This window comes from Providencia sp. PROV129 (assembly GCF_028482245.1).
GTDB lineage: Bacteria > Pseudomonadota > Gammaproteobacteria > Enterobacterales > Enterobacteriaceae > Providencia > Providencia vermicola.
Genome location: NZ_JAMPQD010000008.1, coordinates 41,385 through 66,059 on the forward strand (window position 1 = coordinate 41,385; position 24,675 = coordinate 66,059).

A 24,675-nucleotide genomic window follows, 5' to 3' on the forward strand; every position below is an offset into this window, starting at 1 on the left:
AAATAATGGCGTTAGGAAGAAAAGCTACCTTTAAGTTTATAACGATTTCCAGGAAACAATAATTTAGTACTGGTAACAATAAATGCTTGTGACCACGTGCGACGAGTAATTAGCAAACAAGATGCCCCCGCATTGATTTGTAACAACTTCGCTGAGCGCTCATCTGCCTCAACCGCTTCAACAATATGCTCACCTTGAGTCAGAGGTGCTACTTGAGATAAGTAATCATGAGGCGTGACGGCTAAAAAATTCTGCTTAAGGTAGTCCGGTGCAGCCAACGCATTGACATAACGGTCTTCAATTTGAACTGGAACATCATTTTCCATATGTATAATAATCGAATGGAATACTGGGGTTTCTGGAGGAATATTCAGTTCACTTGCTAGTGATGTTGACGCCTGTATTTCTTCTAATTTAATAATCCGACAGCTGTATTTATGGTTTCTTGCAATAATTTCCGCTTCAATACTGTGAATTTCAAATAATGCAGACTGCCCTTTCGGTTCAGCAACAAATGTTCCGACCCCCTGTAAACGAACAAGTAACCCTTCCGCTGTTAATTCTCTTAAAGCACGGTTAGCCGTCATTCGGCTACATTGAAATTGAGAAACAAGTTCAGATTCAGAGGGGATGCGATCATTCGCACGCCACTTTGCAGTGTGTATTTTTTCAATAATGGATTGCTTAACTTGCAAATAGAGTGGAACTGGCGTTCCTTGTTTATTTTTTTGTTCGGCTGTCACTGTTCATTCCAAATTAGTCATTAAAATCTTGAATATGCGTATGCTGTTTTAATCGTCATTACGTTACGCAACGCGGCCTTAGTGCTATCGGATATCGTCATCATGACAGTCGCGAATAAAATCCATCATATTTAAAACGCGTTAATTGTGTAATTAAACAATGATGCTTAATAAAAAACAGAAAACAAAATACTGCCATATATAGTGACCACTTACACTATATACGGCAATAAGAACTTTATTAATTAATTATGGCGATTATCACGCCAATTTAAATGTCTTTTTTTATGCTAACGGTTATCAATATTATTGGTTATGGTGTGTAATTTGCCCTTGATAGACACGCATATGCATCGGATTACTGCCCTGCTCATAAATCATCTCTACAGGGTCTTTGGCATTCCAAACGATAAAATCTGCGGTAAACCCAACTTTTAACTGGCCATGAGTGTGCTCTTTACCTAAAGCTTTTGCCGCATGGCGCGTCACTCCAGCCCATATTTCCTCTGGGGTTAATTTAAATAATACCGCCGCCATGTTCATGATCAAACGTAATGATGCAAATGGACTTGTTCCTGGATTAAAATCCGTTGATATTGCCATTGGTACTTGATGTTCACGTAATAAGTCAATCGGTGGTAACTTCGTTTCCCGTAAGAAATAAAATGCACCAGGTAACAACACAGCCACTGTCCCACTTTCTTTAAGCGCTTTAATTCCAGCCAAATCTAAGTATTCAATATGGTCAACCGATAAACCATGATAGCGTGCCACTAACTCACTACCACCAAGATTAGATAATTGCTCAACATGGCCTTTAACGGGGATCCCTAATTGTTGGGCAGCCGCAAACAATTTTTCACTTTGCTTAAGAGAAAAGCCCACACTTTCACAAAATACATCAACAGCATCAAATAGCCCTTTATTCCATAGTTCTGGCATGATTTTTTGACAAATAAGGTCAATATATTCATCTGGTTTTCCTTTAAATTCAGGAGGCACCGTATGAGCGGATAGCAAAGTTGAAGAAATTGAAATAGGATATTCTGCAAGTAATCTTTTTGCGACTCGTAATTGCTTTTCTTCGTTTTGATAATCAAGGCCATAACCCGATTTCATTTCAATGCTCGTTACACCTTCACGAATTAATACATCTAACCTTGGCTGTGCTTTTTCAAATAACTCAGCTTCGCTCATTTGCCTGGTTGCACGAACTGTTGAGTTAATTCCCCCACCCTGTGCACTGATGGTTTCATATGAAACACCATTCATACGCTGCTCCCACTCAGTAGCTCGGTCACCGCCAAAAACTAAATGGGTATGGCAATCAATTAATCCTGGAGTAATTAGTTTTCCTTTTACATCAATAATCTGACATTGGTTTTGTTCAATTTTCTCTGGCGGTAAAATTGCAATAATTTGATTATCACGAACGACAAGATCATGATTTTCGATAAGCCCATAAGGCTCAATTCGATCTGAATCCATTGTCGCAATACGACCATGACGCCAGATCACATCTTGTGGCAGCGTTTTAAATAGCATCAGTTTTCCTATTGTCGTAGTAGGTTGATTTATTAGTTTGAAAAATAATGGTATAGATATGTATATACAATTAGACTAGTTATAACCAGTTTGTCAATCTCTGCCGCTCAAAAGGTGACAATTTTGTTACGTCACGCTAAAAAATGCTTTTGTCTCCATCCCCCTTTAAAATAGGTTACACTAAAGGCCAGCGAAAATGACTATATACACATTAGTAAAATGACGAAAAATAAATTTGGACTTAAAGATGATGAAATTCATCTATTTAAAGAAGCAATTCGTGGCGCAAAAAAAATTAATCAGGATCAAGTCCTACATACGCCTGTGCGAGTGAAAGTCACAAAACCTTCTGACAAAAAAATGAAACAGGAACAAGTTGATGCTTCTTTCTACTTTTCTGATGAATTTCAGCCACAGCTTGAAAATGAAGGCCCAACTCGTTATTTAAAACCTGATTCCAATCCTTATGAGTTAAAGAAATTACGTCGTGGGGACTATACGCCTGAATTATTTCTTGATTTACATGGATTGACTCAAATGGAAGCTAAGCAAGAAATTGGGGCGCTAATAGCTGCTTGCAAACGCGAAAATGTGTATTGTGCGTGCATTATGCATGGACATGGTAAACATATATTAAAGCAACAAACACCACTATGGCTTGCACAACATCCTGATATTATTGCATTTCATCAAGCACCTAAAGAATGGGGTGGCAATGCAGCGTTGCTACTTTTGATTGAAACCAACGAGAGCACTCGCCGTTAAGTGCTCTTATTACTGGATGGTTTATTTAGCGAATAGTAACTGTGACGGACTCAACATCCATTCAACATCACTTTTTTGAAAAGCCAAATCCAATTCAATACATGCAATCGTTGATGTTGCAAACATCGGCGGTTCTTTCTGTGGGCAGAGTTGTGAAACTAAATAGCCAACTAAAGGTAAATGGGATACAACCAATATTGCCTTTGCACCTGTCACCGCTAAATCGCGTATATGATCGGCAACAAAAGCCGCGTTTCCACCTGGCGTTAATTGCGCTAAAACCTCATTTTGCAATGGAAGTTTAAGGTGTTCACCTACTATTTTTTCCGTTTGTAATGCTCTTAGGTAAGGGCTTACTAATACAGTGTCAATTTCAATATCTCGGTTTTTCAACCATTTAGCCATTAATATTGACTCATCTATTCCCTTTTGTGTTAATGGCCTCTCGGCATCGCTTGCCGCATGTAACGCTGCATCGCCGTGACGCATAATATAAACTTGCATAATCCACCATCTGAGTAGCCTACTGACTTAAAGTGGCTATTCTTTTTGTTAAGATAATTATTGTAAAAGTAACCATCAGTTGGGGTAAAAAGTGATTCTGCATTAAATAATCAACAATTAAAATGATTTAAGTGACTTTTTGTTGATTTTTTAGTGTTCTTTACCAAGACTTATTAAATCAATCGATTAAAAAAGCCTGAATACTGAATAGCCAATATTCAGCTCAGGCTTTATTTTTCAGGGTATTCAATTGCATTTATAGCTTATCGCATAACCCTCTCTAACTAACAAAAATAGTGTTTAACCCACTTTCGCTATTCTTGGTCATCAACAGCATAAAACGTCTGGTTATTCTGAGCCATTCTGCATAATAAGTCACAGGGTTGGAATTTATCACCATGACGTGCAGCAAGTGTTTTTAACGTCTCTACCGTTTTCGTGATACCAAAATTATCCATATACCTGAACGGGCCGCCAAAAAACGGTGGGAAACCGATACCAAAAACGGCACCCACATCACCATCCCTTGCGCTACGAATAATTTTCTCATCAAGGCAACGGGCCGCTTCATTTAACATCATCATCACACAACGTTGAGCAATATCCGTTTTACTCAACTTGTTTTCTGGCGTGATATCAATAAGGGAATAAACTGTTTTATCCACCTGCCGTTTTTTAGTTTTTTTCCAAAATAGTAACTTACCCGAAGAATGCCCGTATTCATAAAAACCTTTACCGTTTTTCTTACCCTTACGGTCATCTTTAACAACTTTATCCAAGACATCAGGAGCTTTAAATCTTTCCCCAAACCGTTCAACTAAAATAGGTAAAATTTTAATGCCAACATCGATACCAACTTCATCGAGTAGATTAAATGGCCCAACAGGAAAACCAAACCCAACCAATGCACTGTCAATATGGTCAATAGATTCTCCTTCAATAAGGCATTGCGCAGCCTCACATAAAAAAGGTGCCAGTATTCGGTTAACATAAAAGCCCGCATCATCGCCAACCACAATGGCTGTTTTACCTTGTCGTTTAGCAAACTCCACAACAGTAGAAATCGTTGTCTCATCTGTTTGTTTATGTGGAATAACTTCAACCAATGGCATTTTATCGACAGGACTAAAATAATGTAAACCAATAACCCGTTCTGGATGTTGCGCATTGGCGGCTATCTGGTGAATAGGTAACGAAGATGTATTCGACGCAAAAATAACGTCCTTCCTCGTCATTTTTTCAACATCAGAAACCATTTTTCTTTTTAGCGCCAAATCTTCAAAAACAGCTTCAATAACCAGATCTGCGGTTTCTAACCCTTTGTAATTCAATGTCCCTGAAATTTTAGCCATTGTTGCATCGCGTTCACGTGCCAATAACCGACGTTTGCTGACGCGTTGGGTTAATAAATCCCAGCTATATTTCAAGGCCTGAGCAATGCCTTTTTCTGAAATATCTTTAATACGAACAGGTACCTTTCCTTGAGTTGCGCTCACATAGGCGATCCCGCCGCCCATTAGCCCGCCACCTAGTACACCAACTTGCTTGATATTCAACGGCTTAGCTTGTGCACCTGTTTCATTTTTTAATGCTGTGACTGCAAAAAATAAATTACGTAAAGCCGCTGATTCAGGCGTCATAACTAACTCGCCAAATGCTTTAGCTTCTTCTGCATACCCAGCCTGTACTCCTTTGTTCATCCCTATTTTTACTGTATGAATAATTTTTTCAGGAGCGGGATAATGCCCTTTGGTTTTACCCAATACTTTTTGCCTTGCACTATTAAACACTTGATTACGCAATAATTTACAACTCAATAAGCGCTGTTGCCAATGAATAGCAGGTCGTTTTACGCCACCTTTTTTCACCATTTTAACGGCGACATCTAATAAAATTGACTCTGGAACAACATCATCCACAAGCCCTAATTTAAGTGCTTGTTTGCCCTTTAGCTGACGTCCTGTCAGCATTAGATCAAGTGCATGTGGAATGCCAATCAAACGTGGTAAACGTTGAGTTCCACCAGACCCTGGCAACAAGCCTAACTGTACTTCTGGCAAACCTAAGCGGGTTTTATCATCATTTGAGCAAACCCTCGCATGACAAGCTAATGCTAACTCCAACCCTCCACCTAAGCATGCGCCATGGATAGCAGCAATAATCGGCAACGGATAATTATCTATTTTGTCGAATAATAAATGCCCTTCCTTTGATAACTCACTGGCTTGCGCTTTCGATTCACAGTGCGCAATCATGCTGATATCCGCACCCGCAATAAAGTTATCTTTTTTACCTGAGGTAATAACTAGCCCTTTTAAACCCGAGGTGGATTGCGCTTTTTGTAAGATGGTTAGAAACTGCTGCGCAAATTCAGCTTTAAGCGTATTGACCTTTTCATTTGGCACATCAATGAAAATCACCCCTACGTTCTCGTCATAAATTTCTAATGAGAAAGCCTGCGGCAGCTTATCCATTACTAATTCTGTAGTAGAATTTTGTGTCATTATTCCACCTCTAAAATCATAGCTACACCTAACCCGCCTGCAGCACAAGCTGTTGTTAAACCAAAACCACCACCACGACGACGAAGTTCATTTAATGTTTGTGTCACCATTCTGGCGCCTGTCGCCGCAAATGGATGCCCGTAAGCGATAGAACCACCGAGAACATTAAATTTGTCCATGTCTATCTCGCCAATGGCTTGTGTTAAACCTAATTTATCTTGTGCAAATTGGCGACTACCAAACATTTTGATGTTTGCCAATGTTTGAGCGGCGAAAGCCTCGTGCATATCAATTAAAGTGAGATCTTGTAAAGATAACCCTGCGCGCTTCAAGGCTATGGGCGTTGCATAGGATGGCCCCAATAGCATGTCTTCCCACACATCAATCGCGCTAAAAGCGTAACTACGAATATAACCCAGCGGGGTATAACCCAATGCTTTTGCCCTTGACTCTGTCATCATTAATACCGCTGCTGCACCATCGGTTAAAGGTGTACTATTTGCGGCTGTTACACTGCCATATTTACGGTCAAATGCGGGTTTTAATTTAGCATAAGAGGACAATACTGAATTTCCTCGTACATTATTGTCCTGCGAAAAAGCGTGCTTAAAAGGCGGCAAATACGCAGTCATGACCTCATCGTTTAGTAGGCCTCCATCCCACGCTTTTGCAGCAAGGACGTGTGAACGATGTGCTAGCTCATCTTGTTGTTCTCTCGTAATGTGGTAACTTTTAGCCATTTGCTCCGCGGTATCCCCCATGCGAAGCCCTGTTGAGTATTCAGCAACACCAGGTGCGACTGGCATTAAGTCTTTCAAGCGTAATTTCGCGATAAGCGATAATTTTTGTCCAACCGACTTTGCCTTACTCAAAGCAAGTAATGTTGCTGCTAATTTTTTCGAAACACCAATCGGTAAAACGGAAGAGGAATCTGCCCCTCCTGCAACACCAACAGTAATATCCCCAACCATCATACTTTGAGCCACATTCACAATGGCTTGAAAACTTGTCGCGCACGCCCTTGAAACGCTGTAAGCATCTGTTGAAACGCTCATCCCCGTTCCAAGCACAATTTCCCGTGCAATATTGGGTGCTTCAGGCATTTGAACCACTTGGCCAAATACAAGTTGCTCAATCAACTGGTTATCTAAATCATTACGAACTAATAATTCAGCGACTACTGCTTTGCCTAAATCTACAGCAGCAACACCTTGATATGCTGTTGATTGCTTTGCAAACGGTAAACGTAAACCACTGACAATAGCAATACGCTCTTTTGTTGAATATGTACTGTCACCATGGTGGGAATGTTGATTCATGGTCGCTCCTGCAAAAGCATAAATAAAAAATTATTGTTAATTTTTTCATGACTGGCCGAAAGAGGTCTGACCTGTAATTATTGTTAACATAATTTTCACAATTATCAATTGCATTGACTAAAAAATGGGAGCGCGCACGCAAGTTAGCATAAAAATAGTGCGAAACAGAAAGGAATGGGTCTAGCTAATATCAAAAACCCTTCTAACGCTTAGCCACCTAATAAAAGTGCGCTATCACAGTAGAAGGGTTCACCTAATAGATTCAAACGTTTGATTAACGAAGGCCTAGCTGAAAAATCAGGCTTTCTGCTTCACAGCTAAAACTAAATTCTGCGCTCAGTTCAACACCACCATTAACTTGTTTAAAAGTATGGTTAATCGCACAGGGTTCAGACTCAACAGACTTCGCTTTTTCTGTGAGCATCTTCAACATGGATTCCGCTTCACCTTGTGTGGCAAAAACATGCTGATACGACGCAGTACAGTCTTTATTGTCCAGCACTGTGCCTACATCTACACAGCAGCAAGCTGCTGTTTCATCCGCACTACAACGGTTAATCGCATCAGTCATTTTATTCTCCAAATAAACAAACTGTTAAGTGGCTATCATAACGCTGAAAAAGTGGTAAAAACCAGTGTGAATCAAAACTTATTGCTAATAATTAAACATAAGTTTGATCTTACCCCGTATCTGATTATTTATTGCTCCCATTTCGTCACTTTATGTTGCTATTTTGTTAAATGCATCGCATTTTTGAAAACGAAGTCGCAATAAACACAAAACAGACTTGCAACATATTGGGTGGTCAGACCTATACTCTAGTAACTGGTCTGATTTGTCATGGCGACAATGGACCCTACAATTCTGCGCTTCTTGCGATAGAAGTCGCTTTATTTAAAATAAAACATAAGAGGGTTTTGGTCATGAGCCAGAAAAACCTGTTTTCTAAGTCAGCTTTAGCAATAGCAGTGGCAATTGTATCATCCAACGCCGGCGCGGCTGGCTTTTTGCTCAATGAATATTCAACATCCGCACTGGGACGTGCGTTTTCTGGGGCAGGTGCGATGGGCGACAACGCAAGTGAGGGAAGCCGTAACCCTGCTGCGATGATGCTATTTGACCGACCATCTCTTTCTGTGGGTGCAGTTTATATCGATCCGACTGTTGATATTAAAGGACGTGATCAAGCTATGTTCACTTCGAACAACATAGCGCCAAATGCACTAGTTCCAAATGCTCACTTTATTTTCCCAATTAATGAAAAATGGGCGGTCGGGACGTCAATGACCACCAACTTCGGTTTAGCGACTGATTTCCCTAAAGACTACGCTGGTGGGCTTGTTGGCGGGAAAACAGATTTAAAAACCGTTAACTTAAATTTAAGCGGTGCATATCGTTTAAATGACAATTTTAGTTTTGGTCTGGGCGCTAATGCAGTCTATGCAGACGCCGAAATCACACGCCATATGGGGATTGCTGCAAAACCACTTGCACCTTTCGGTGTGACACCAAGCTCAACCGCCGCTAAATTAAAAGGGGATGATTGGGGCTATGGTTGGAATGCGGGTCTTTTATATGAAATCAACCAAGACAACCGCTTAAGCTTCACTTACCGTTCAAAAGTTAAAGTTAAATTTGAAAACGGCAAATATACTAATGACATTCCAAAACATCCTCTGTTAAAACCCCTTAATCCAATGGGTGGAGAAACCGTTAAAGGCACGTTAGATCTGAATTTACCTGATATCTGGGAATTTTCCGGTTACCATAAAGTGGCACCTAAATGGGCTCTTCACTACAGTGCTTCCTATACTGGCTGGAGTACATTTAAAGACTTAACCGCCTACCAAAAAAGTGATGGCAAAGAGTTATTCCATAAACCAGAACACTTTAAAGATGCATGGCGTTTAGCGCTGGGAACCACTTATTTCTATGATGACAATTGGACTTTCCGCACAGGTATTGCCTACGATGAAAGCCCAGTGCCTTCCAAATATCGTTCTATTTCTATTCCAGACCAAGACCGTTATTGGTTAAGTGCAGGTACAACCTACGCATTTAATGAAAATGCGTCTGTTGATGTTGGTATTGCGTATATGTATGGTAAAAAAGTCAATATTAATGAGAGATTAAAAGAAGACGACCCAAGCACAATGACTCATTTCAAATCTGAAGGCTCTGCTTGGTTATATGGTGTGAACTTTAACTACACCTTCTAATTTATTGAACCTAATGAATATCAAGGGGAATTTCCCCTTGATATTACCCACTAAAAGAAACATGACTTTAATACTAATTTTTTCTTGACCCCTACTTATATCATATGTAAATTAAATGTTAAGCATTCTAATTAACCATCAATTGATTCACTAACCATCAACTTTCTTACTTTCAGTGCTTTTCAGATAAATCACTTTATTATTCATTAGATTACAATTTATTCTCTGAATGTTCTTATTTGCAAGCACCAACTAAATGCGTATTTTATACTGGTAAGACACAAATAATACGTGATCCTTCATCAAACTGTATTAATCGCGCTATATCTTAAGATTGGCTTATAGCCGAGAAAATGCAAAAAGAGGCAACAATGACAAAAACGTAGGGGGTTTTATGGGAACATTATTTACAGTCGGATTTATTGGGGTGTTAGGGGTGATAGCCTTGATTGACACCGTTACCCAACGAGGAAAGCGAGACAATGACTAGCTGTTAATTTATCACTCTCACGTTTTAATCTAGACAAGAGAGTGATAAACCTTCCTGAGTCAATTCACTAAATTAATCAATCGAATCCAGATCCCCTTCAATTGCAGCTGCATTTGGGTTTTCAGTTGCTTTCAATACGCCGCCATTTGATAAGAAATCATTACGCTGGAAGTAAGCTTCACGCATCATTAAGTATGGGTCTGAAGAGTTTTTAAGTAACCCATCGGAATCCAGTAGTCTTGCTCTTGTTTCTATTCCTTCAAGTGCCCATTTACCAGCAGACATCCAGAATGTCAGATAGCTCAGCATTGGGTATAAACCATCTGCTAAATCTCCGCCTTCCTCGCGTGGTGTTGCACTCCCATACCCTGGTAAAACGACATACGGACCATAACCGACATCATAGTAACCGAGTGTATTACCAAAACGTTTAGGATCTTCTTTGGCTAACTGCGGATTTGCCATTGTTGCAACATCAATCAATCCCCCCATACCAAAGACAGTATTGAGGAAGAAACGGTTAAAGTGTTTAAAACCTTGAGTCACTTCCCCACGTAAGAAACTGTTCAGCATACTTGCGGGTTCTTCGAGGTTAACAAAAAAATTGGATAAGCCATTACGCGCAGGCATAGGAACATAATCATTCCAAGCAACAGCAACGGGTCTTAAAACATAAGGGTCTAAAACATTGTAGTTGAAATTAAACATTGCTCGGTTAAAACCCTCTAATGGGTCTGAACGTTCTTGCGTATCTGGGTCAATATTACTTGCACAACCTGCAATTAACACGCCCGCTAAAAAAACGCTAGTCATGCGAAACTTCATAACACCCTCTCCATTCCCTGCACCGTTCTGCTATGGCACTTTCCAAAATATTCACGAATTTGATAATAATAAGATGAAAAAAATATTTTTGTTAACCGTTTTGAGTGATTATACAGATGAATCTTTAATTATTCCCTAGCTAATCATGCCATTATTATAAGAATTATGGCCAACTACCACAAAACCATTTAAATATTATTTTAATATAATGAGAAATAGAAAGAAAAAGCTAACATCGTGATTAAACAGAAATGACATAAAATAACAAGCCACAGAACCTGTTTTTCTTATAATTACTTTTTGGATTCCACCAGTATCTTGATGGCTAACCCCGCCAAAACTGTCCCCATTAACCACCGTTGAATTAGCTGCCACGTCGGACGACGCGCCAGTAATAATGAAATAGCTCCGGCTGCAATCACAATAAGGCCATTGACAGTTAAGCTAATCAAGATTTGGGTTGTCCCTAATATCATTGATTGCACTAACACACTGCCATGATCTGGTGTAATAAATTGTGGTAGTAACGATAAATACATAATCGCAATTTTAGGATTAGCAATATTCGTTAAAAAACCCATCATAAAAAGTTTTCTAGGGCTATCGACATCCAGTGTTTGAAGTTGGAAAGCTGAACGCCCATTTGGCTTAACTGCCTGCCACGCCAAATAGAGTAAGTACATTGCCCCTGCAATTCGCAACACATCATATGCATAAGGAATAGCAAAGATAAAAGCCGTGATACCAAACGCAGCACATAACATATAAAAAACAAATCCGAGTGCAACCCCCGCAAGAGAAACAAACCCAGCTTGTCGCCCTTGGCTGATTGACCGTGAAATTAAATAAATCATATTCGGCCCTGGCGTTAATACCATACCTAGAGCAATTAGACCAAAAGCAAATAGCGTAGCGATTTCTGGCATTTTTCTACTCCAAAACCCAATAATTACTAATAATTAAGCCTATCTTGCACTTAACACTTTTTATAACACGTTAAATTTATGTTAAATTTCTTGAGCCTTTGGATTATACACACAGTAAAATAAAATCAGCAACTGGAATAATTGTTAGATAAAACTAAGGTGAAAAAACAGACAAAAAAGCGTTATTTTCAATAAATTGAATTAATTCTATGTAACAACTTGATTCCATTGGATGTGGACAGTAAAATGCAAACCCTGCTTAGTAATAAACTCAACGTCCCCTTAGTTAAATGGATATAACGAGCCCCTCCTAAGGGCTAGTTGCAGGTTCGATTCCTGCAGGGGACACCAGTACGACTTCTAAAGACCTCTCAAGACTTCCAATTTTTCAAACAAAAACAACAAATTAATTATTTTGACTTCCAAGAAGGTCTAGTAACTTCTAGTGGAATCTAAGTGCTAATGTGTATAGTATTGTGTATAGGTCTAGGTTCGATAAAAAAACTATACACATTATGCTGCTCACTGATATCCAAATTCGTAAAGCTAAGCCTAAAGATAAGGTTTACACCCTAAATGATGGCAATGGCTTATCCCTTCTCATTGAACCCAATGGTTCCAAGGGGTGGCGATTTCGTTATCGCTTTGCGGGTAAACCTAAAATGATTTCATTTGGCGTGTATGGACAAATTTCTTTAGCCGATGCCCGAAGAAAAAGAGATAAAGCAAAAAAACAGCTTTCAGATGGCATAGACCCAAGTGATGCTCGCAAATCGGAAAAGATCACACAAAAATACGCTGCTGAAAATACGTTTAAAGCCGTTGCGATAGAATGGCATGCATCAAAATGCTCTACATGGTCAAAAGGCTATGCGAGCGAAATATTGCGGTGTTTTGAAAATGATGTTTTCCCTTTCATTGGTAGTCGACCTATTGACCAATTAGCGCCATTGGAATTACTTGCCGTATTGCAGAAGATAGAAAAACGTGGGGCATTAGAACAAGCAAGTAAAATTCGCCGTCGTTGTGGTGAAGTGTTTAGGTATGCAGTTATTACAGGCCGAGCAAAATATAACCCTGCCCCCGATTTGTCTGGTGCAATGAATAAGCCTGAAACCAAACATTTCCCATTCTTGCAAGAAAGTGAAATTCCTGATTTTGTAAAAGCGCTTAATAACTACCAAGGTAGTAAAATCACAAAATATGCCACCCAGCTATTAATGCTAACAGGTGTTAGAACTGTTGAGCTAAGATTCGCGGAATGGTCAGAATTTGATTTTGAAAATGCACTTTGGGAAATACCTAAAGAACGAATGAAAAAGCGTCGCCCTCATTTAGTTCCTCTCTCACCACAGGTATTAGAGATCCTTGATAAGCTAAAAGTTATCTCAGGTAATTATTCACTACTCTTCCCTGGGCGTAATGATGCACGAAAACCAATCAGTGATGCGAGTATAAATAAGGTCATCGCCAAAATTGGCTATAAAGGTAGACTGACAGGTCATGGGTTTAGGCACATGATGAGCACAATCTTGCATGAAAAAGGCTTTGATAGCGCGTGGATTGAGCTTCAATTAGCTCATGTTGATAAAAATTCGATTAGAGGCATTTATAACCATGCACAATATTTAGAACAAAGAAAAGGAATGTTAACTTTTTATGCCAAAATTATATTCATGGGCAATTACCATACTTAGCTATTGAATCGATTACATCGTATCCATATTTACAGGTCATGGATTCAAAAAATCTAGGCTCAATGAATTTTGCATACCCAAGTTCCCCTCTTAATTTCAAAATTTCAGATTCAGAAAGAACTCCTAAAGTATAATGATGAATTTTACTTCTGAGTAATCTTTTCTTTTCTCGTCCTAAAGATAATTTTTCATCATTAGTAATTGTTACTCCCGTTACATGCCGATTGAATTTTTTTGATGAAAAAACCGTTTTTTTATGGTTTATTTTTATATCATTTAAATCAACAGAATTTAGCGTTTCTCTAACTATTTTAGGTACACTAAATAATACCCCATTTATATTAGAGCTAAAAGTTAAATCATCTGCATATCTAGAGTATTTAATCCCTAACCTTTGACATTTAATAGATATTTCACAATCAAAAAAATACATAATAACATTGGATATCATTGGTGAAGATGGAGCACCAATACTCAATCTTAATGGGCTATTTCTTCTTAGTTTCCAGAAAAATAAATTCTCCATAACTGAAATATCTTTCTCACTTAATTCCCTACCTGTATTTACTAAAAATCTTTTTAAGTGAATAGGTTTTATACTTAAAAAGAAATTTTTAAAATCCATTTTCAATATAAACTTATTATTACTATGTAATAGTGCATTTTTTCTTATATCTTTTCCATGCTGATAAGCAAAAGCATTTTCATGTATATAAAAATACTGTTCCATACGCTTCAATACAGCCTTCTGCAACGATTTAACCTGCCTTGCAGGCTGTGCAATTAACCTGTACTCCGTACTATTCCTTTTTTTTATATGAAACTTTTTATATCTTCTAGGGATCGTAGTGATGTAGCGCATCGCCTCATCTTCGGTTAGATAAAGGCCATTTGCTATAAATTGTAATAAATTCATATTACATTCCCTCTGATTATATTTATATGCTTTAAAGCATTCTCTCTCTTTCTTGCAGTTTCATCAGACTTTTTTGCATCCATGCTTAAATAAGACTGTCTAATTGCTATTTTTATATTCATAGAGTCTTTTATTTTCCCCTTATTACTTAAGCCAAACTTAATTTTACTCTCTCGATGCCCAATAACATAATAATAATCTGTACGACTATATGATATTGAAGAAATAAGTTTCATTTTAGTTAAAAGATAAAGTAATCTAGATATTAATTTTTGAGAAACATCAATGTCAATACAATATAATGCCCATTCAATTTCTGTTTTTTTTATTGGTTCTGATAATAAAATAATTTCATAAATTAAAATAGCCAAGTGCCCTGTATTTTCACTATTATATTTTTCTGTTTTTTTTACATTTTTTAATCTAGCACTTACATCATCATAAATAAGTTCTATTTCGTCATATTTTAAACGATTTTTATCTGGCCAAGGAAAAACTGAAACTGAATTTTGCTCTAAACTTTTTAAATATTCTAAAGGCCCTAAATAGATAAATGAAGATCTTGGTGTCATATTTTTATTCGGTGTTCCTTCTATTTCTTCAAGTGGAGCAACAACGTGTAATTTTTGAGCTAGATTTTTTCTATTAACAAATAGGCCTAATTCAACTAAAGAACCCGCACTTTCTAAGCATATGATGACTAAAGTCGAAATATTAGCTATATCATCCTCAAAACTCATTAAATCAGAATAGGCACCATCTTTAAAATAGTCTTTGAAATCTTCAGCCAAAACAAGAGAATCAAACAATTTTGGATTATGTTGGGCAACATGAGAGAAAAAATAATCTCTCACACTTATCGGGTTAGCATTAATTGGCCCACCACAAACAAAAATTATCGGTGGCATAAATTGAACAATAAAGTTTGAATAGCTCAAATCACCAAACTGTTCTTCTAATGAATTCATGTAAGCAGAATCACTCACATCAAGGAACCCCTCTTATATTAAAAAGGTGGCATATAGCCACCTTTTGTTCCTTCACCTAAAGGATGCGCTTTAGACTTTCAGACAGCTCCTGAATGTAACGCTAGTGAAATTCAGGATCTGGCTGAAAGTGCTGAAGCGCAACCCTAAATGTTCACAATAAGTTAGTGTCTGGCGAAACGCCCGACAAGGATAAAATGAGTTATCCTACGCGTAAAGGTTCAACTAGAATAACAAAAAAAACGAAATATTCAACACCTTAGTTTGCAATATAGCGTACTACTATACATTTAGTAATACAAAAATAATTAACACGTAAAATTCATTACACCGCACTTGTCCACTTCCCCTTAAAAGTGTCAGCCCGTTATTGGTTGAGATATCCGACTGAAAAGATTAAACTTATATCGTTAGCTTTGAAATATCGGACTTTCATGCAAGCATTGCATATACAAAAAACTCAACCTTACCAGTTGAGTTTTTTGTTCTATTGTTTGAAGTACGTTTCAATTACATACCAAAATGAGAAGAATAAAAATGCATAAGATAATATAAACTTCCACGTTCTCTTTATGACTAAGCAAGACTTAAAAAGGCTTCTATTTCTTATGACACTTTTAAGCTGCCTAATAAGCTCATAAAACTCATTATCCGATACTCTGGCCGCACGTATTTTTTTAAATAGTTCAGATTCTTTTTTTGTTGTAAATGTTGATGCTTTGGCAATCATGATAAAACGCTCACTAAAGAAAAGTAATGCAATTGTGAAAGCCACCAACTGAAATACATCATCTGAGACCCCCCAACAAGCTAAACTAAGCACAAATGTCCATTCACCAATATTTGACTCGTCTATCGAGTTCCACCATTCAAACATAGATTCTTTATAGTCACTGATTTCATTTTTTAATTGTGGAAATTGAGGGGAATAATTCATCCTATGCATTCTACTATCCTTAATGTTTAATTATTACCAACGAGCTAATATAGCTTACCTCATATCTAACCCTCTAAAAGTAAAATTAGGAAGAAATAACATACGTAGTTCCCCTTGCGAAATAAAGTTCTCTACCACGTAAAATGCACTACACCGCACCCGCCTGCACAATTTGGATCATAAAATTATTTCAGTTTTAAAATTTTACAAAACATATCGCCAAGCCGTACCAATACTAGGGCGTACTCGAAAATCTCAAACTGAAATGTGTGAAAAGATTTTCAATGAATTTCAGTTTCCAAGTGAAGCACTCCTAGCGAATTAATTTATAATCACTTGAATATAAATAACTTTTCTATTTTACGTGAGATTTTAACTTAAGAGTATGAGCCGCATAAAAACTGAAAAGCCAGCATCTATGCGGGTTGAGAGGAAATAGAAAACTGGAATATGAACGAATTACTTTTTTATTTTAGTGTTTGTTTTTTGAACTAATGAATATTTATTTAACCACGTATCAATCAAACGGTGGGCTTCTTTTTCTGTATATCCCCTTAGCTCTATAACTTTTTTATTGTCACTCACTTCTATTCGAATATTGCGTTTTTCATTAAACATATTTAATTACCATTAGTAATAATCGCCACTTGGTTACATGCCAAAATTACCTTTATACCATTCGCCTTAATTTACTTTTGATTATGCTCTATTTTCGATAATGTCAAAACATAGTTGCTTTGGCTGATCTTCGGGCTTTTTATGATAAATAGAATGTGAAAACGTCAGCGTTAGCCTATAAGTGTGGCCACATTCAAAATCAGAGCACGAACAATAAATATAATGAGTATTATCCCTACCCTGCCTATCAATTTTCTGAATTTTGGCTTCCTGAGCACACTCAGGGCAGTATATTTTCATTACTCGCATTGCTAATCCTCATTGTCTTATATGCCTTCCAGAATAAAGCTTATTAAATACATCCATTTCCAATTTCACTGGTAACAGAGGTAACACTGGTTACATCATTGATTTTTAATAATTTAACTTGTTACCTTTTCTGCAAAATTACGTGTAACGCAAGGTAACACCCTATTTTCGTTACCTCGTGTTACCACTCACATTAATTTACTGGTAACAGCTATAAGCCTTGATAACCCTAGCTGTTACCTTTGTTACCACTGTTACACTCTAAATATAAGATGGTTAGTTTCATTACTATCATTCGGCAGAGCCCAGCACGTCACTATTGAACAAATAAACACGTTTAAGCCCTATTTCTGGTAGGCGAATGCTATTTTGTGACCTACCGTCCTTGCCTGCTTCTAACCAACCTTTATCAATACATAAACGCGCAACCTTCCTTGAGTCATAACCTTTACATATTTCTTTCCATGCGGAAGATAGAACATAAAACTGCACCGTAGGTTCTTGGCTATTCGTACCTTTTTCAACACGACGAAAGCCCATCATATTGAGCGGTCGGCTATTCTCATCATACCAATCCGCAAAACGGCTAAATTGATTACGTGAGATAAAATCAGTCACTTGCTCTAAGGCGGTGATATCTTCCTGATTTGCTGTATGCCCCCGCTCTTTCATCCAAGCCGCTAGGCACTTTTCAGCCGCAATATAGGCTTCGCCCTCCTGCCAGCCAGTGATCCCTGCAATTGTGGCAATCTCTCCCGCCATCGCGACAAGGGCAAAACGGGTGATAGCCCGCCCAACTTGATTACCTGCATTTTCGGGCATCATTTTGGCGGTGTACTCTTTTAATAACGCTTTTGCTGTACCTGAGATGAAAGTGAGATCATTTGTAAGATATTTCAGCCAGTCACGGAAAGGGGTGCCGTGGTATTTAGTGACTGCATGCTCTAGGTATTCCGCTAAGGCCTTGCCGCTAGCAAATTGATGTAAGTCCTCAAATACACCGTGTTTACCTGAATCACTTGGGATTTGTATCATACGGACTTCAACCCCTGCATAGGTGCGTTCGCCTGCATTGGCCGCATGTTCAACCAATGACAATTCACCCGTTGAGAGAAACAGTAAATTCCATCGATTCGTTTCCCTGACGCTGCCATCCGTTTTTGCACGGGCTTTACCTTGGCCATTTGCCAACATGTAAGCAATGTTGCCCGCTTCGCGTCCGTCCACTTCGCGGATTTCATCCAGCATTAGCGTAGCGTCATTACGACGGCAAGCTGTTCCCTCAAGCGCATTACCTGTTGCCCGCCATGTGTACCAGTAATCGGTACCACCACAAACAGAAGCGGCCACTTTCATTGTGGTCGTCTTACCGTCTGTTGATTCACCTTTTAAATGGTAACCACCGCCACCCACACCGACTAACTTTAATAATGATGACGCAAAGGCAAGGCTTACGGAAAACGCCAGCCTAGCGTTTCCCACGCAATATTTACCAATGTGCTCCCGCCATTCGTCACTAGTCCCTGCTACCCTAAAATCTTTGCCTTGCACACTGGAAGTTTGCAAAATAACAGAATCTGCCCCTGTTCCAACAACTTCATCCTGCAACACATACACATTGCCATGCCAGCCCGTTTTATTTACGCAAGTGACTTTTTTCTCTGGTCGGCACAATGAAATGTATTCCATTAAATGAGCGCGAGCCTGTCCCGAAATGTTGATATATGAAAGCCCGTTCACCAAAAGTACACGACGTAATTCTTCACCGCTACCGCTTAACATTTCCATTGGCATTGCCCATTTACGGCAATTTCCGTAGGTATCATCCCATTCCAATAAACGACCGTAATTACTGCCGTCTGCATCGCAGGTGATCGCGGTGACTTTTATCGGGCTGCTGATTTTGATATTTCTGACCTCGGTGTCACCATCCGATTTATTGACTAATTTGTCATACCACAAATATTCTTGGGTCAGCCTAAAGCCTTGGGGTAAATAGGCTTTATCCTTACCGCAGTATGTCATTTCCTCAAAGAATGCTTCTTTGACTTTGACAGTATTGTTTTCTTGTCGGTAATCATCCCAATCTGCTTTGTAATGAGTTGGTGGTAAGGTGATCCAACCATCAACTGCTTTGGCGGCTTTCTCCGCCCAAACCTTACCCGTATTTTCTTTACCGTCTATAAAATCATTATCACCCGCAATAATGATTTTTACCGATGGATAACGTTCCCGTAGCTGCTGGGCGACTTTCACAAGGTTAGTAGCCGCAACCGCGGCCACAATAAAGGTATCAATTACCTTTGATAGGCTTAACCCCGTAGCAAAGCCCTCAGTAATCACAATTTGTTCAAGTGTGTCTTGTGGTTCCCCTGACACAACAATAAATGAACCTGAAAGCCCAGAACCAGATAATAATGCCTTATCACCTTCTGGGCTGATAAGTTGCCCACCTTTAACCTGAAATTGATTATCGACCAATGGCAACAATATTGAGCCGATTGGGAAACTTAATTCACCTTGTTTATAGGAATTCTGGGTAATTAAACATTGATGGTTAATTAAGCCCTTATTTGTTAAGTATTGGCTTTCCCCTAGGTATGACGACGCTTTCAATTTTTCAAATAATTCGATGCCCCGAATCACATTGACTTTTTTTATTTTGGTAGGCATGACCATACTAAACTCTGGTAGAAGCAATATTTTATTGATTTCAAAACAAGCGGTTTTCGTATCTTTTCCTGTCACTAGTTTGAGCAAATCCAACCCATCACCACTGCCACAGTGGTTACAAAACCATGTACCTTTTCCATTTTTATCATCAAAACGAAAACGGTCTTTACCACCACATTTCGGGCAAGCGCCATGTTTATGATTATCAGGAACGCAAACACCCAAACTCGTTAAAATATAGTGCCAACGCCCATTTGCAGAGCGCATAATATCCGTAACGGATGGCAATTGAGTGGAGGCAGTTAATGAATTAGAACTGTTTAGAAAACTCATTGTTTTATGTCCTTATTCATTAAGCTACTTTCGCTGATCACAAATTCAACCTGCTCCGCTAAACATTCCATCATTGCCGCCATTCCCTCACTTGAGACATGGCGCTGACCATTAATAGAACTAGCAATAAGTAATTCAGATAGAAAGCTCGTCATTTGTGCGGCTCTTAATAATTGTTTTTCGCCCGATGCAGAAATGACTGTATTGATATGATTTGTATTTTTCATGATTAGCACTCCCCTGTTTGACTTACAGGTAAGCGACCTGCAAAAAGCAAGATGAAATCATGAGCAAGTAGCATGCGTGCATCATATTCAGTTGACGCAATAGCAGCCCGACGGCAAGGTTTTGCAGTGATATCAGCACGTTTAATGCTCAAGAATAAGAATTTAAATTGAGTTTGGGTAGGGGTTGCCATCATGACGATGATCTCCAGTAACTTAGTTAAGGAGTCACCACCTGAAACGCCAATTTCGGGGGTGGTGACGTTGACAGGGTTGGCGTAACTGGAGTTACTGGAATCCAGCCAGCCCGAAGGCTGCCCCGCCAACGCCACCATAGAATCAGGGCGATACAAAACCGCATTTAATGGGTGCGCGTAGGCATAGACACAAAAAAAGACGCAAGGCGCGTCATGTGTCGCCAGTAACTGATTCAGGACGCCAATCCCGACGTTAGATTTTGCTAACGTGCGATCAATATAGCCCAACCGTTTAGACGGATGCAACCCTTTTATTTTCATAATTAACATGTCTTAAATTGGGAAGAATAGATATTTGAGGCTATGCCCAGAGCAATCTGGGCATACGGTTTACCCCGCAGAGATAGCAGAAAACCAGTTATTTTTAGATTTGGTTAAACCACCTGATAGATTAAAATGCATTGGTGAACTAAATAAATACCTACATTTTTTATTAGCAAAATATAAATTGCTAATTCTTAAGCGTAATCTATCCGTACCTATGCTTGCTGGGTTATCCGTCACCGCTAATCCACCAAGGTAAAAAATACTTGTTCCTTGAAAGTCCTCTTCTACCTCAATTGAGCAAAATAATTTCTGACCTTCTTCATTGTATTTAATCAGTTTCTTGGTTGGTTTTAATCGCAAAAATAGCTGCATTTTACCATTCATCATGTCGGCTTTTGCATCGATAACCTCACCTAAATTCTCAAGATTACGGTTATGTTCTTCCCAAATTAAAGCCGTGTAATACTTAGGGTCATAGGTATCAGCCATTTCCTGTAGCCACTCAGGTTTAATCGTACGCTCATCGACTGTTTGCCCTTCTGTAGCAACACAAATCCAATTAGTTATTAATTGAGGATCACTCATAATGAAAATACCCCGTCTTCAATTTGGATGGCATTTTCATCAATGGCAGCATAGAGATTTCCATCACCAAGGCCATAACCTTCATTTCTAATATAACTGTGCTCATAGACTTTTCTGTCATCCACAAACTCGGCACGAAAACGACGGGTATTTTTCTGGGTATAAATATGCAAATTATCTAATGTGGTAACCACTAAGCGACGACCAGGCATAAATGGTGGAATAATAGCGAAGCGTCCTGCAACCGTACTTAAAGCCATTTGACTTGCCTGAATATCTGCGGCGTTATCTGCCCCTCTAAATAGTTTTTCACGGTATAACGCAGCAAGTTCTGAGCCAACCAATACGACTAATCTAGGGTCTTCACGGAACTCTTCGGGTATTTTTTTGATAATAAGAAAGTTGGCCATGGCATCTAAGTTAGGGAAATCACCGTCTTTACCTAAAACAATTTTATCCGTTACAATTTGAGAGCCGTTATTAAATGATTTTGCTATGGTATGCCAACCACAGTTAACATCTTGCCCTCGTTTATATTTTTCTGGCTTTGTTGGAAACCCACAAAACTCGCCATTAAAGCCGACACGTATCATGTCTAACGATACTGTTTTAGAGAACAAATCAGACATCACCTTAGTAAAGTGCTCATCATCACCACTACGGCTATTTGCAATTATCGCAAGCTGTTCGTAGGTAAGAGCCGTACAGGTATCCGTTTCCTCTAGCGTATAAGAAATAGCATCCATACTTAAACGCTTATGAAAACGCTCCTCAATTGAGCGACCAGTATGAAGGCTACTATCACCAAGGTTAACTGTATCCCCTTTGATTTCACTCACATCAGCTATTGTTAATTTATTTAAGAACCAATTTGAGTCTGATATTGCTACGCGCAATAAAGTTTCAGATGCATTAGTAATTGAAAATGTTTTACTATTTTTAGAAAAGTAATTTGCGCCGCGTGTAAAATTGGCGTGAAAATCCCTTGCCACATTTGGTACTGTAGTAGCATACATAATATATTCCTTTTATATTTATTACATTAGATCTAATTTATTTTGAATTCTTTTTTGAATAGAAACCATTTTAGAAACATATTCATCAGCAGTTAATACTGTATTCACTGACTTATTATTAATATCATAATACTCTTTATAATAATTTAGTTGATTATCAGAGGTGTTTCTTCTCACATATTTATCAGTTGATAGATGACAATCACCAACGATTTTATTTATGTGATTTTTTAAGTTCTCACACTCATCTAATATTAAATTACATTCATTTGAATAAGCCCAATTAAAATTAGACCTTAATGAATGAGTTGTTATTTTCTCGTTCGGTATTGAAATTAAAAATTCCGATTTATAACCAGTTACGTTTTCTTTTAATAACTGTTCAACCACTGGCCTTAACAGTCCATATACCCCACTAATCTTACTTAACTTGTCTTGAGCATTACCTAAGCATCCTCTCGCTCTTTCAACTTTATCGTAGGAGTCAGATGCCCATGCATGCGCAGTTCTATAGTTACTTGGCTTTTTCAATCGCCCTTCACTTAGGTTTTCCAAGTAGGTTTCCGCATCCTTTAGCTGCTGAACCTGTACATCACAATCTGCTGTATATTTTTCTAACAGTTGATTACCTTTATCAATGAGTAGCTTCACTTCTTTTGCTGTTGGCATTGAATTATCAAAGTTAAACCCTATGATTTCAGATAATGTATTAATTTTATTTCTTAACATAAATAGATGGTTTATTTCTATAGCACGGATAATAAACCCTGTATCTTTACCGTTAGCTTCAAATGGGATTGATTTATAATTTAAAACAAAACTTAATGACTCATCTTTATAGAAAGATATATTTTCGGTCATTATCTTCTCCTTGCATTATTGATTATCCATTCATTTATTTCAGACTCTAACCATGCAACAGAACGTGGCCCTATTTTCATTTGCTTAGGAAAATCGTTCGATTTCATCTTTAAATAAATTGTGGAAGTTGGTAGACCTGTTAATAAAGTTACTTCTGGTAGCCTTAACAACCTATTTTCGGTGTTAAGTTCCCCCAAAGGTAATAAGCTCATAGTTATTCCCTTATAATTAAATTCTATTTTTGAATTTTATTAGATGTTACTAGATGTCGTTGGATGTCTTTATATTTACACAGACATTAAGAATGGTAAAGAGAGAGGCTAAGGCGTGATTTTGAGAATTATTATCTATGTCTAATTTTTAAACACCTCAAATAGCAACAAATAATTATCCGTATTACTAGTCATTATCATTCATAACTAATCGCTCCCAATATAAAATTGAGAATTTAACAAACGGTTAAATAACTCTCTTTTGTAAAGAATTTTAATTATTTGTAATTTTACGCAAGTAAAATATAACGCATTGAAATTTAACATATTTAAATTTCAGGGAAAAATCTAAAATAAATCATAAATGATTTGTATAATATTTACTCTAAAACAAATATATGAATTGATGTTCTATAGCAAAGAGTTTATGTATAGCAATGTGTATAGAAAATAAAATAAAAAAATAATATTTATTAAATATCAATGCATTGAATTAAATAGTCGATTCCTGCAGGGGACACCAGTACAAACGAAACCAACCTATTCCCAATCCTCACAAAAAATCATAGCAACTATTCATGTTATGCCGAACTATACCACGCTAAACTGGCATGAACACATGGTGGAGAGAACATTAGTCTTTAATTGATGGCTATTGATATTTGACTTATGTATATTGTTAATCACTTAATCATACGGATGTATGTATCGTCATGGCTGAACTGATTACTTATGAAATCATATTAGGGATTGCAGTGTTTTTTTGCTTTTGGAATATAGACAGAACCAATACTTTCTGGTCTTTTATTCGAGTTATCGCTGGAATATGCCTGATAGCCACCATGTGCATGCTTGGAATGATCATAGCGTACGTTGCATCATAGCAATCATCTATCTAACGTAAATATTGGAATATATGTAGTGACATTCACCGTTATTTATC

General features: G+C 38.0%; 23 protein-coding genes and 1 tRNA gene. 4 read left to right on the forward strand and 20 right to left on the reverse strand.

All coding sequences use genetic code 11. The features are described 5' to 3' along the window. Window positions 1–11: 11 nt before the first annotated feature. Window positions 12–743: a histidine utilization repressor gene (gene hutC, locus PSF27_RS05205; RefSeq protein ID WP_206082403.1), complete on the reverse strand. Its 732-nt coding sequence runs from the start codon at window positions 741–743 to the stop codon at window positions 12–14. A gap of 306 nt (window positions 744–1,049) precedes the next feature. Continuing rightward, a complete protein-coding gene (hutI, locus tag PSF27_RS05210; protein WP_206082404.1) occupies window positions 1,050–2,288 on the reverse strand; it encodes an imidazolonepropionase in 1,239 nt (412 codons plus the stop codon). 219 nt (window positions 2,289–2,507) lie between these two features. Here hutI and smrB point away from each other — a divergent pair, with 219 nt between their 5' ends. After that, window positions 2,508–3,053 carry an endonuclease SmrB gene (smrB, locus tag PSF27_RS05215; RefSeq protein ID WP_272681024.1) on the forward strand — a complete coding sequence of 182 codons (546 nt, stop codon included), beginning with the start codon at window positions 2,508–2,510 and terminating at the stop codon, window positions 3,051–3,053. Window positions 3,054–3,074: 21 nt separating this feature from the next. Here the strand turns inward: smrB and sixA are convergent, their stop codons facing one another. The 4 genes from sixA to PSF27_RS05235 form a co-directional block, all read right to left on the reverse strand. After that, a complete protein-coding gene (sixA, locus tag PSF27_RS05220) occupies window positions 3,075–3,557 on the reverse strand; it encodes a phosphohistidine phosphatase SixA (protein WP_272681025.1) in 483 nt (160 codons plus the stop codon). A gap of 314 nt (window positions 3,558–3,871) precedes the next feature. Then, the gene (gene fadJ / locus PSF27_RS05225) at window positions 3,872–6,061 is read right to left on the reverse strand and encodes a fatty acid oxidation complex subunit alpha FadJ (protein ID WP_206082407.1); all 2,190 of its coding nucleotides are present in this window, start codon (window positions 6,059–6,061) and stop codon (window positions 3,872–3,874) included. Beyond that, window positions 6,061–7,380 carry an acetyl-CoA C-acyltransferase FadI gene (fadI, locus tag PSF27_RS05230; protein ID WP_272681026.1) on the reverse strand — a complete coding sequence of 440 codons (1,320 nt, stop codon included), beginning with the start codon at window positions 7,378–7,380 and terminating at the stop codon, window positions 6,061–6,063. Before fadI ends, fadJ begins: the two co-directional genes overlap by 1 nt. Before the next feature lie 274 nt (window positions 7,381–7,654). Beyond that, the gene (locus PSF27_RS05235; RefSeq protein ID WP_206082409.1) at window positions 7,655–7,951 is read right to left on the reverse strand and encodes a YfcZ/YiiS family protein; all 297 of its coding nucleotides are present in this window, start codon (window positions 7,949–7,951) and stop codon (window positions 7,655–7,657) included. 353 nt (window positions 7,952–8,304) lie between these two features. Here PSF27_RS05235 and fadL point away from each other — a divergent pair, with 353 nt between their 5' ends. After that, window positions 8,305–9,600 carry a long-chain fatty acid transporter FadL gene (fadL, locus tag PSF27_RS05240; protein WP_272681027.1) on the forward strand — a complete coding sequence of 432 codons (1,296 nt, stop codon included), beginning with the start codon at window positions 8,305–8,307 and terminating at the stop codon, window positions 9,598–9,600. A 562-nt stretch (window positions 9,601–10,162) separates the two neighbouring features. Here fadL and mlaA read toward each other — a convergent pair. Next, on the reverse strand, window positions 10,163–10,915 hold the full coding sequence (gene mlaA / locus PSF27_RS05245) for a phospholipid-binding lipoprotein MlaA (RefSeq protein ID WP_206082411.1): 753 nt from the start codon (window positions 10,913–10,915) through the stop codon (window positions 10,163–10,165). Between the two features lie 293 nt (window positions 10,916–11,208). Then, on the reverse strand, window positions 11,209–11,841 hold the full coding sequence (locus PSF27_RS05250) for a LysE family translocator (protein ID WP_272681028.1): 633 nt from the start codon (window positions 11,839–11,841) through the stop codon (window positions 11,209–11,211). 276 nt (window positions 11,842–12,117) lie between these two features. Here PSF27_RS05250 and PSF27_RS05255 point away from each other — a divergent pair. Both PSF27_RS05255 and PSF27_RS05260 read left to right on the forward strand, forming a co-directional pair. Further along, window positions 12,118–12,192, forward strand: a tRNA-Arg gene (locus PSF27_RS05255). Between the two features lie 164 nt (window positions 12,193–12,356). Then, a complete protein-coding gene (locus tag PSF27_RS05260; protein ID WP_272681029.1) occupies window positions 12,357–13,538 on the forward strand; it encodes a tyrosine-type recombinase/integrase in 1,182 nt (393 codons plus the stop codon). On the opposite strand, the gene PSF27_RS05265 is transcribed toward PSF27_RS05260, so the two are convergent. From PSF27_RS05265 to PSF27_RS05320, 12 genes are all read right to left on the reverse strand, one after another. Next, a complete protein-coding gene (locus tag PSF27_RS05265; RefSeq protein ID WP_272681030.1) occupies window positions 13,516–14,454 on the reverse strand; it encodes a retron St85 family RNA-directed DNA polymerase in 939 nt (312 codons plus the stop codon). The two genes, PSF27_RS05260 and PSF27_RS05265, sit on opposite strands and share 23 nt — an antisense overlap. Continuing rightward, window positions 14,451–15,440, reverse strand: coding sequence for a retron St85 family effector protein (locus tag PSF27_RS05270; RefSeq protein ID WP_272681031.1), 990 nt, complete (start codon window positions 15,438–15,440; stop codon window positions 14,451–14,453). Before PSF27_RS05270 ends, PSF27_RS05265 begins: the two co-directional genes overlap by 4 nt. Before the next feature lie 487 nt (window positions 15,441–15,927). Beyond that, on the reverse strand, window positions 15,928–16,386 hold the full coding sequence (locus PSF27_RS21020) for a hypothetical protein (RefSeq protein ID WP_272681032.1): 459 nt from the start codon (window positions 16,384–16,386) through the stop codon (window positions 15,928–15,930). A 450-nt stretch (window positions 16,387–16,836) separates the two neighbouring features. Further along, the gene (locus PSF27_RS05280; RefSeq protein ID WP_228677314.1) at window positions 16,837–16,995 is read right to left on the reverse strand and encodes a hypothetical protein; all 159 of its coding nucleotides are present in this window, start codon (window positions 16,993–16,995) and stop codon (window positions 16,837–16,839) included. A gap of 81 nt (window positions 16,996–17,076) precedes the next feature. Then, window positions 17,077–17,304 carry an ogr/Delta-like zinc finger family protein gene (locus tag PSF27_RS05285; protein ID WP_306803709.1) on the reverse strand — a complete coding sequence of 76 codons (228 nt, stop codon included), beginning with the start codon at window positions 17,302–17,304 and terminating at the stop codon, window positions 17,077–17,079. A 291-nt stretch (window positions 17,305–17,595) separates the two neighbouring features. Then, entirely contained in the window at window positions 17,596–20,310 is a 2,715-nt protein-coding gene (locus PSF27_RS05290) for a DUF927 domain-containing protein (protein WP_272525597.1), read from the reverse strand. Further along, window positions 20,307–20,537 (reverse strand): hypothetical protein, encoded by a 231-nt coding sequence (locus tag PSF27_RS05295; RefSeq protein ID WP_150375674.1) that lies wholly within the window; start codon window positions 20,535–20,537, stop codon window positions 20,307–20,309. The genes PSF27_RS05290 and PSF27_RS05295 overlap by 4 nt, the downstream gene beginning before the upstream one ends. Before the next feature lie 2 nt (window positions 20,538–20,539). Continuing rightward, window positions 20,540–21,052, reverse strand: coding sequence for a host cell division inhibitor Icd-like protein (locus tag PSF27_RS05300; protein ID WP_210846747.1), 513 nt, complete (start codon window positions 21,050–21,052; stop codon window positions 20,540–20,542). Between the two features lie 69 nt (window positions 21,053–21,121). Next, window positions 21,122–21,643, reverse strand: a complete 522-nt coding sequence (locus PSF27_RS05305) for a GPO family capsid scaffolding protein (protein WP_272525596.1) — start codon at window positions 21,641–21,643, stop codon at window positions 21,122–21,124. Continuing rightward, window positions 21,640–22,659 carry a P2 family phage major capsid protein gene (locus tag PSF27_RS05310; RefSeq protein ID WP_272525595.1) on the reverse strand — a complete coding sequence of 340 codons (1,020 nt, stop codon included), beginning with the start codon at window positions 22,657–22,659 and terminating at the stop codon, window positions 21,640–21,642. Before PSF27_RS05310 ends, PSF27_RS05305 begins: the two co-directional genes overlap by 4 nt. 21 nt (window positions 22,660–22,680) lie before the next feature. Then, entirely contained in the window at window positions 22,681–23,520 is an 840-nt protein-coding gene (locus tag PSF27_RS05315) for a hypothetical protein (RefSeq protein ID WP_272681033.1), read from the reverse strand. Then, window positions 23,520–23,732: an AlpA family transcriptional regulator gene (locus PSF27_RS05320; RefSeq protein WP_150375684.1), complete on the reverse strand. Its 213-nt coding sequence runs from the start codon at window positions 23,730–23,732 to the stop codon at window positions 23,520–23,522. Before PSF27_RS05320 ends, PSF27_RS05315 begins: the two co-directional genes overlap by 1 nt. Between the last annotated feature and the right edge of the window lie 943 nt (window positions 23,733–24,675).

Excerpts from the sequence above, each read along its gene's own strand:
- hutI (WP_206082404.1), bottom strand. The coding sequence starts at position 2,288 with ATGCTATTTAAAACGCTGCCACAAGATGTGATCTGGCGTCATGGTCGT.
- smrB (WP_272681024.1), top strand. The coding sequence starts at position 2,508 with ATGACGAAAAATAAATTTGGACTTAAAGATGATGAAATTCATCTATTT.
- sixA (WP_272681025.1), bottom strand. The coding sequence starts at position 3,557 with ATGCAAGTTTATATTATGCGTCACGGCGATGCAGCGTTACATGCGGCA.
- fadJ (WP_206082407.1), bottom strand. The coding sequence starts at position 6,061 with ATGACACAAAATTCTACTACAGAATTAGTAATGGATAAGCTGCCGCAG.
- fadI (WP_272681026.1), bottom strand. The coding sequence starts at position 7,380 with ATGAATCAACATTCCCACCATGGTGACAGTACATATTCAACAAAAGAG.
- PSF27_RS05235 (WP_206082409.1), bottom strand. The coding sequence starts at position 7,951 with ATGACTGATGCGATTAACCGTTGTAGTGCGGATGAAACAGCAGCTTGC.
- fadL (WP_272681027.1), top strand. The coding sequence starts at position 8,305 with ATGAGCCAGAAAAACCTGTTTTCTAAGTCAGCTTTAGCAATAGCAGTG.
- mlaA (WP_206082411.1), bottom strand. The coding sequence starts at position 10,915 with ATGAAGTTTCGCATGACTAGCGTTTTTTTAGCGGGCGTGTTAATTGCA.
- PSF27_RS05250 (WP_272681028.1), bottom strand. The coding sequence starts at position 11,841 with ATGCCAGAAATCGCTACGCTATTTGCTTTTGGTCTAATTGCTCTAGGT.
- PSF27_RS05260 (WP_272681029.1), top strand. The coding sequence starts at position 12,357 with ATGCTGCTCACTGATATCCAAATTCGTAAAGCTAAGCCTAAAGATAAG.
- PSF27_RS05265 (WP_272681030.1), bottom strand. The coding sequence starts at position 14,454 with ATGAATTTATTACAATTTATAGCAAATGGCCTTTATCTAACCGAAGAT.
- PSF27_RS21020 (WP_272681032.1), bottom strand. The coding sequence starts at position 16,386 with ATGCATAGGATGAATTATTCCCCTCAATTTCCACAATTAAAAAATGAA.
- PSF27_RS05280 (WP_228677314.1), bottom strand. The coding sequence starts at position 16,995 with ATGTTTAATGAAAAACGCAATATTCGAATAGAAGTGAGTGACAATAAA.
- PSF27_RS05285 (WP_306803709.1), bottom strand. The coding sequence starts at position 17,304 with ATGCGAGTAATGAAAATATACTGCCCTGAGTGTGCTCAGGAAGCCAAA.
- PSF27_RS05290 (WP_272525597.1), bottom strand. The coding sequence starts at position 20,310 with ATGAGTTTTCTAAACAGTTCTAATTCATTAACTGCCTCCACTCAATTG.
- PSF27_RS05295 (WP_150375674.1), bottom strand. The coding sequence starts at position 20,537 with ATGAAAAATACAAATCATATCAATACAGTCATTTCTGCATCGGGCGAA.
- PSF27_RS05300 (WP_210846747.1), bottom strand. The coding sequence starts at position 21,052 with ATGAAAATAAAAGGGTTGCATCCGTCTAAACGGTTGGGCTATATTGAT.
- PSF27_RS05305 (WP_272525596.1), bottom strand. The coding sequence starts at position 21,643 with ATGAGTGATCCTCAATTAATAACTAATTGGATTTGTGTTGCTACAGAA.
- PSF27_RS05310 (WP_272525595.1), bottom strand. The coding sequence starts at position 22,659 with ATGTATGCTACTACAGTACCAAATGTGGCAAGGGATTTTCACGCCAAT.
- PSF27_RS05315 (WP_272681033.1), bottom strand. The coding sequence starts at position 23,520 with ATGACCGAAAATATATCTTTCTATAAAGATGAGTCATTAAGTTTTGTT.
- PSF27_RS05320 (WP_150375684.1), bottom strand. The coding sequence starts at position 23,732 with ATGAGCTTATTACCTTTGGGGGAACTTAACACCGAAAATAGGTTGTTA.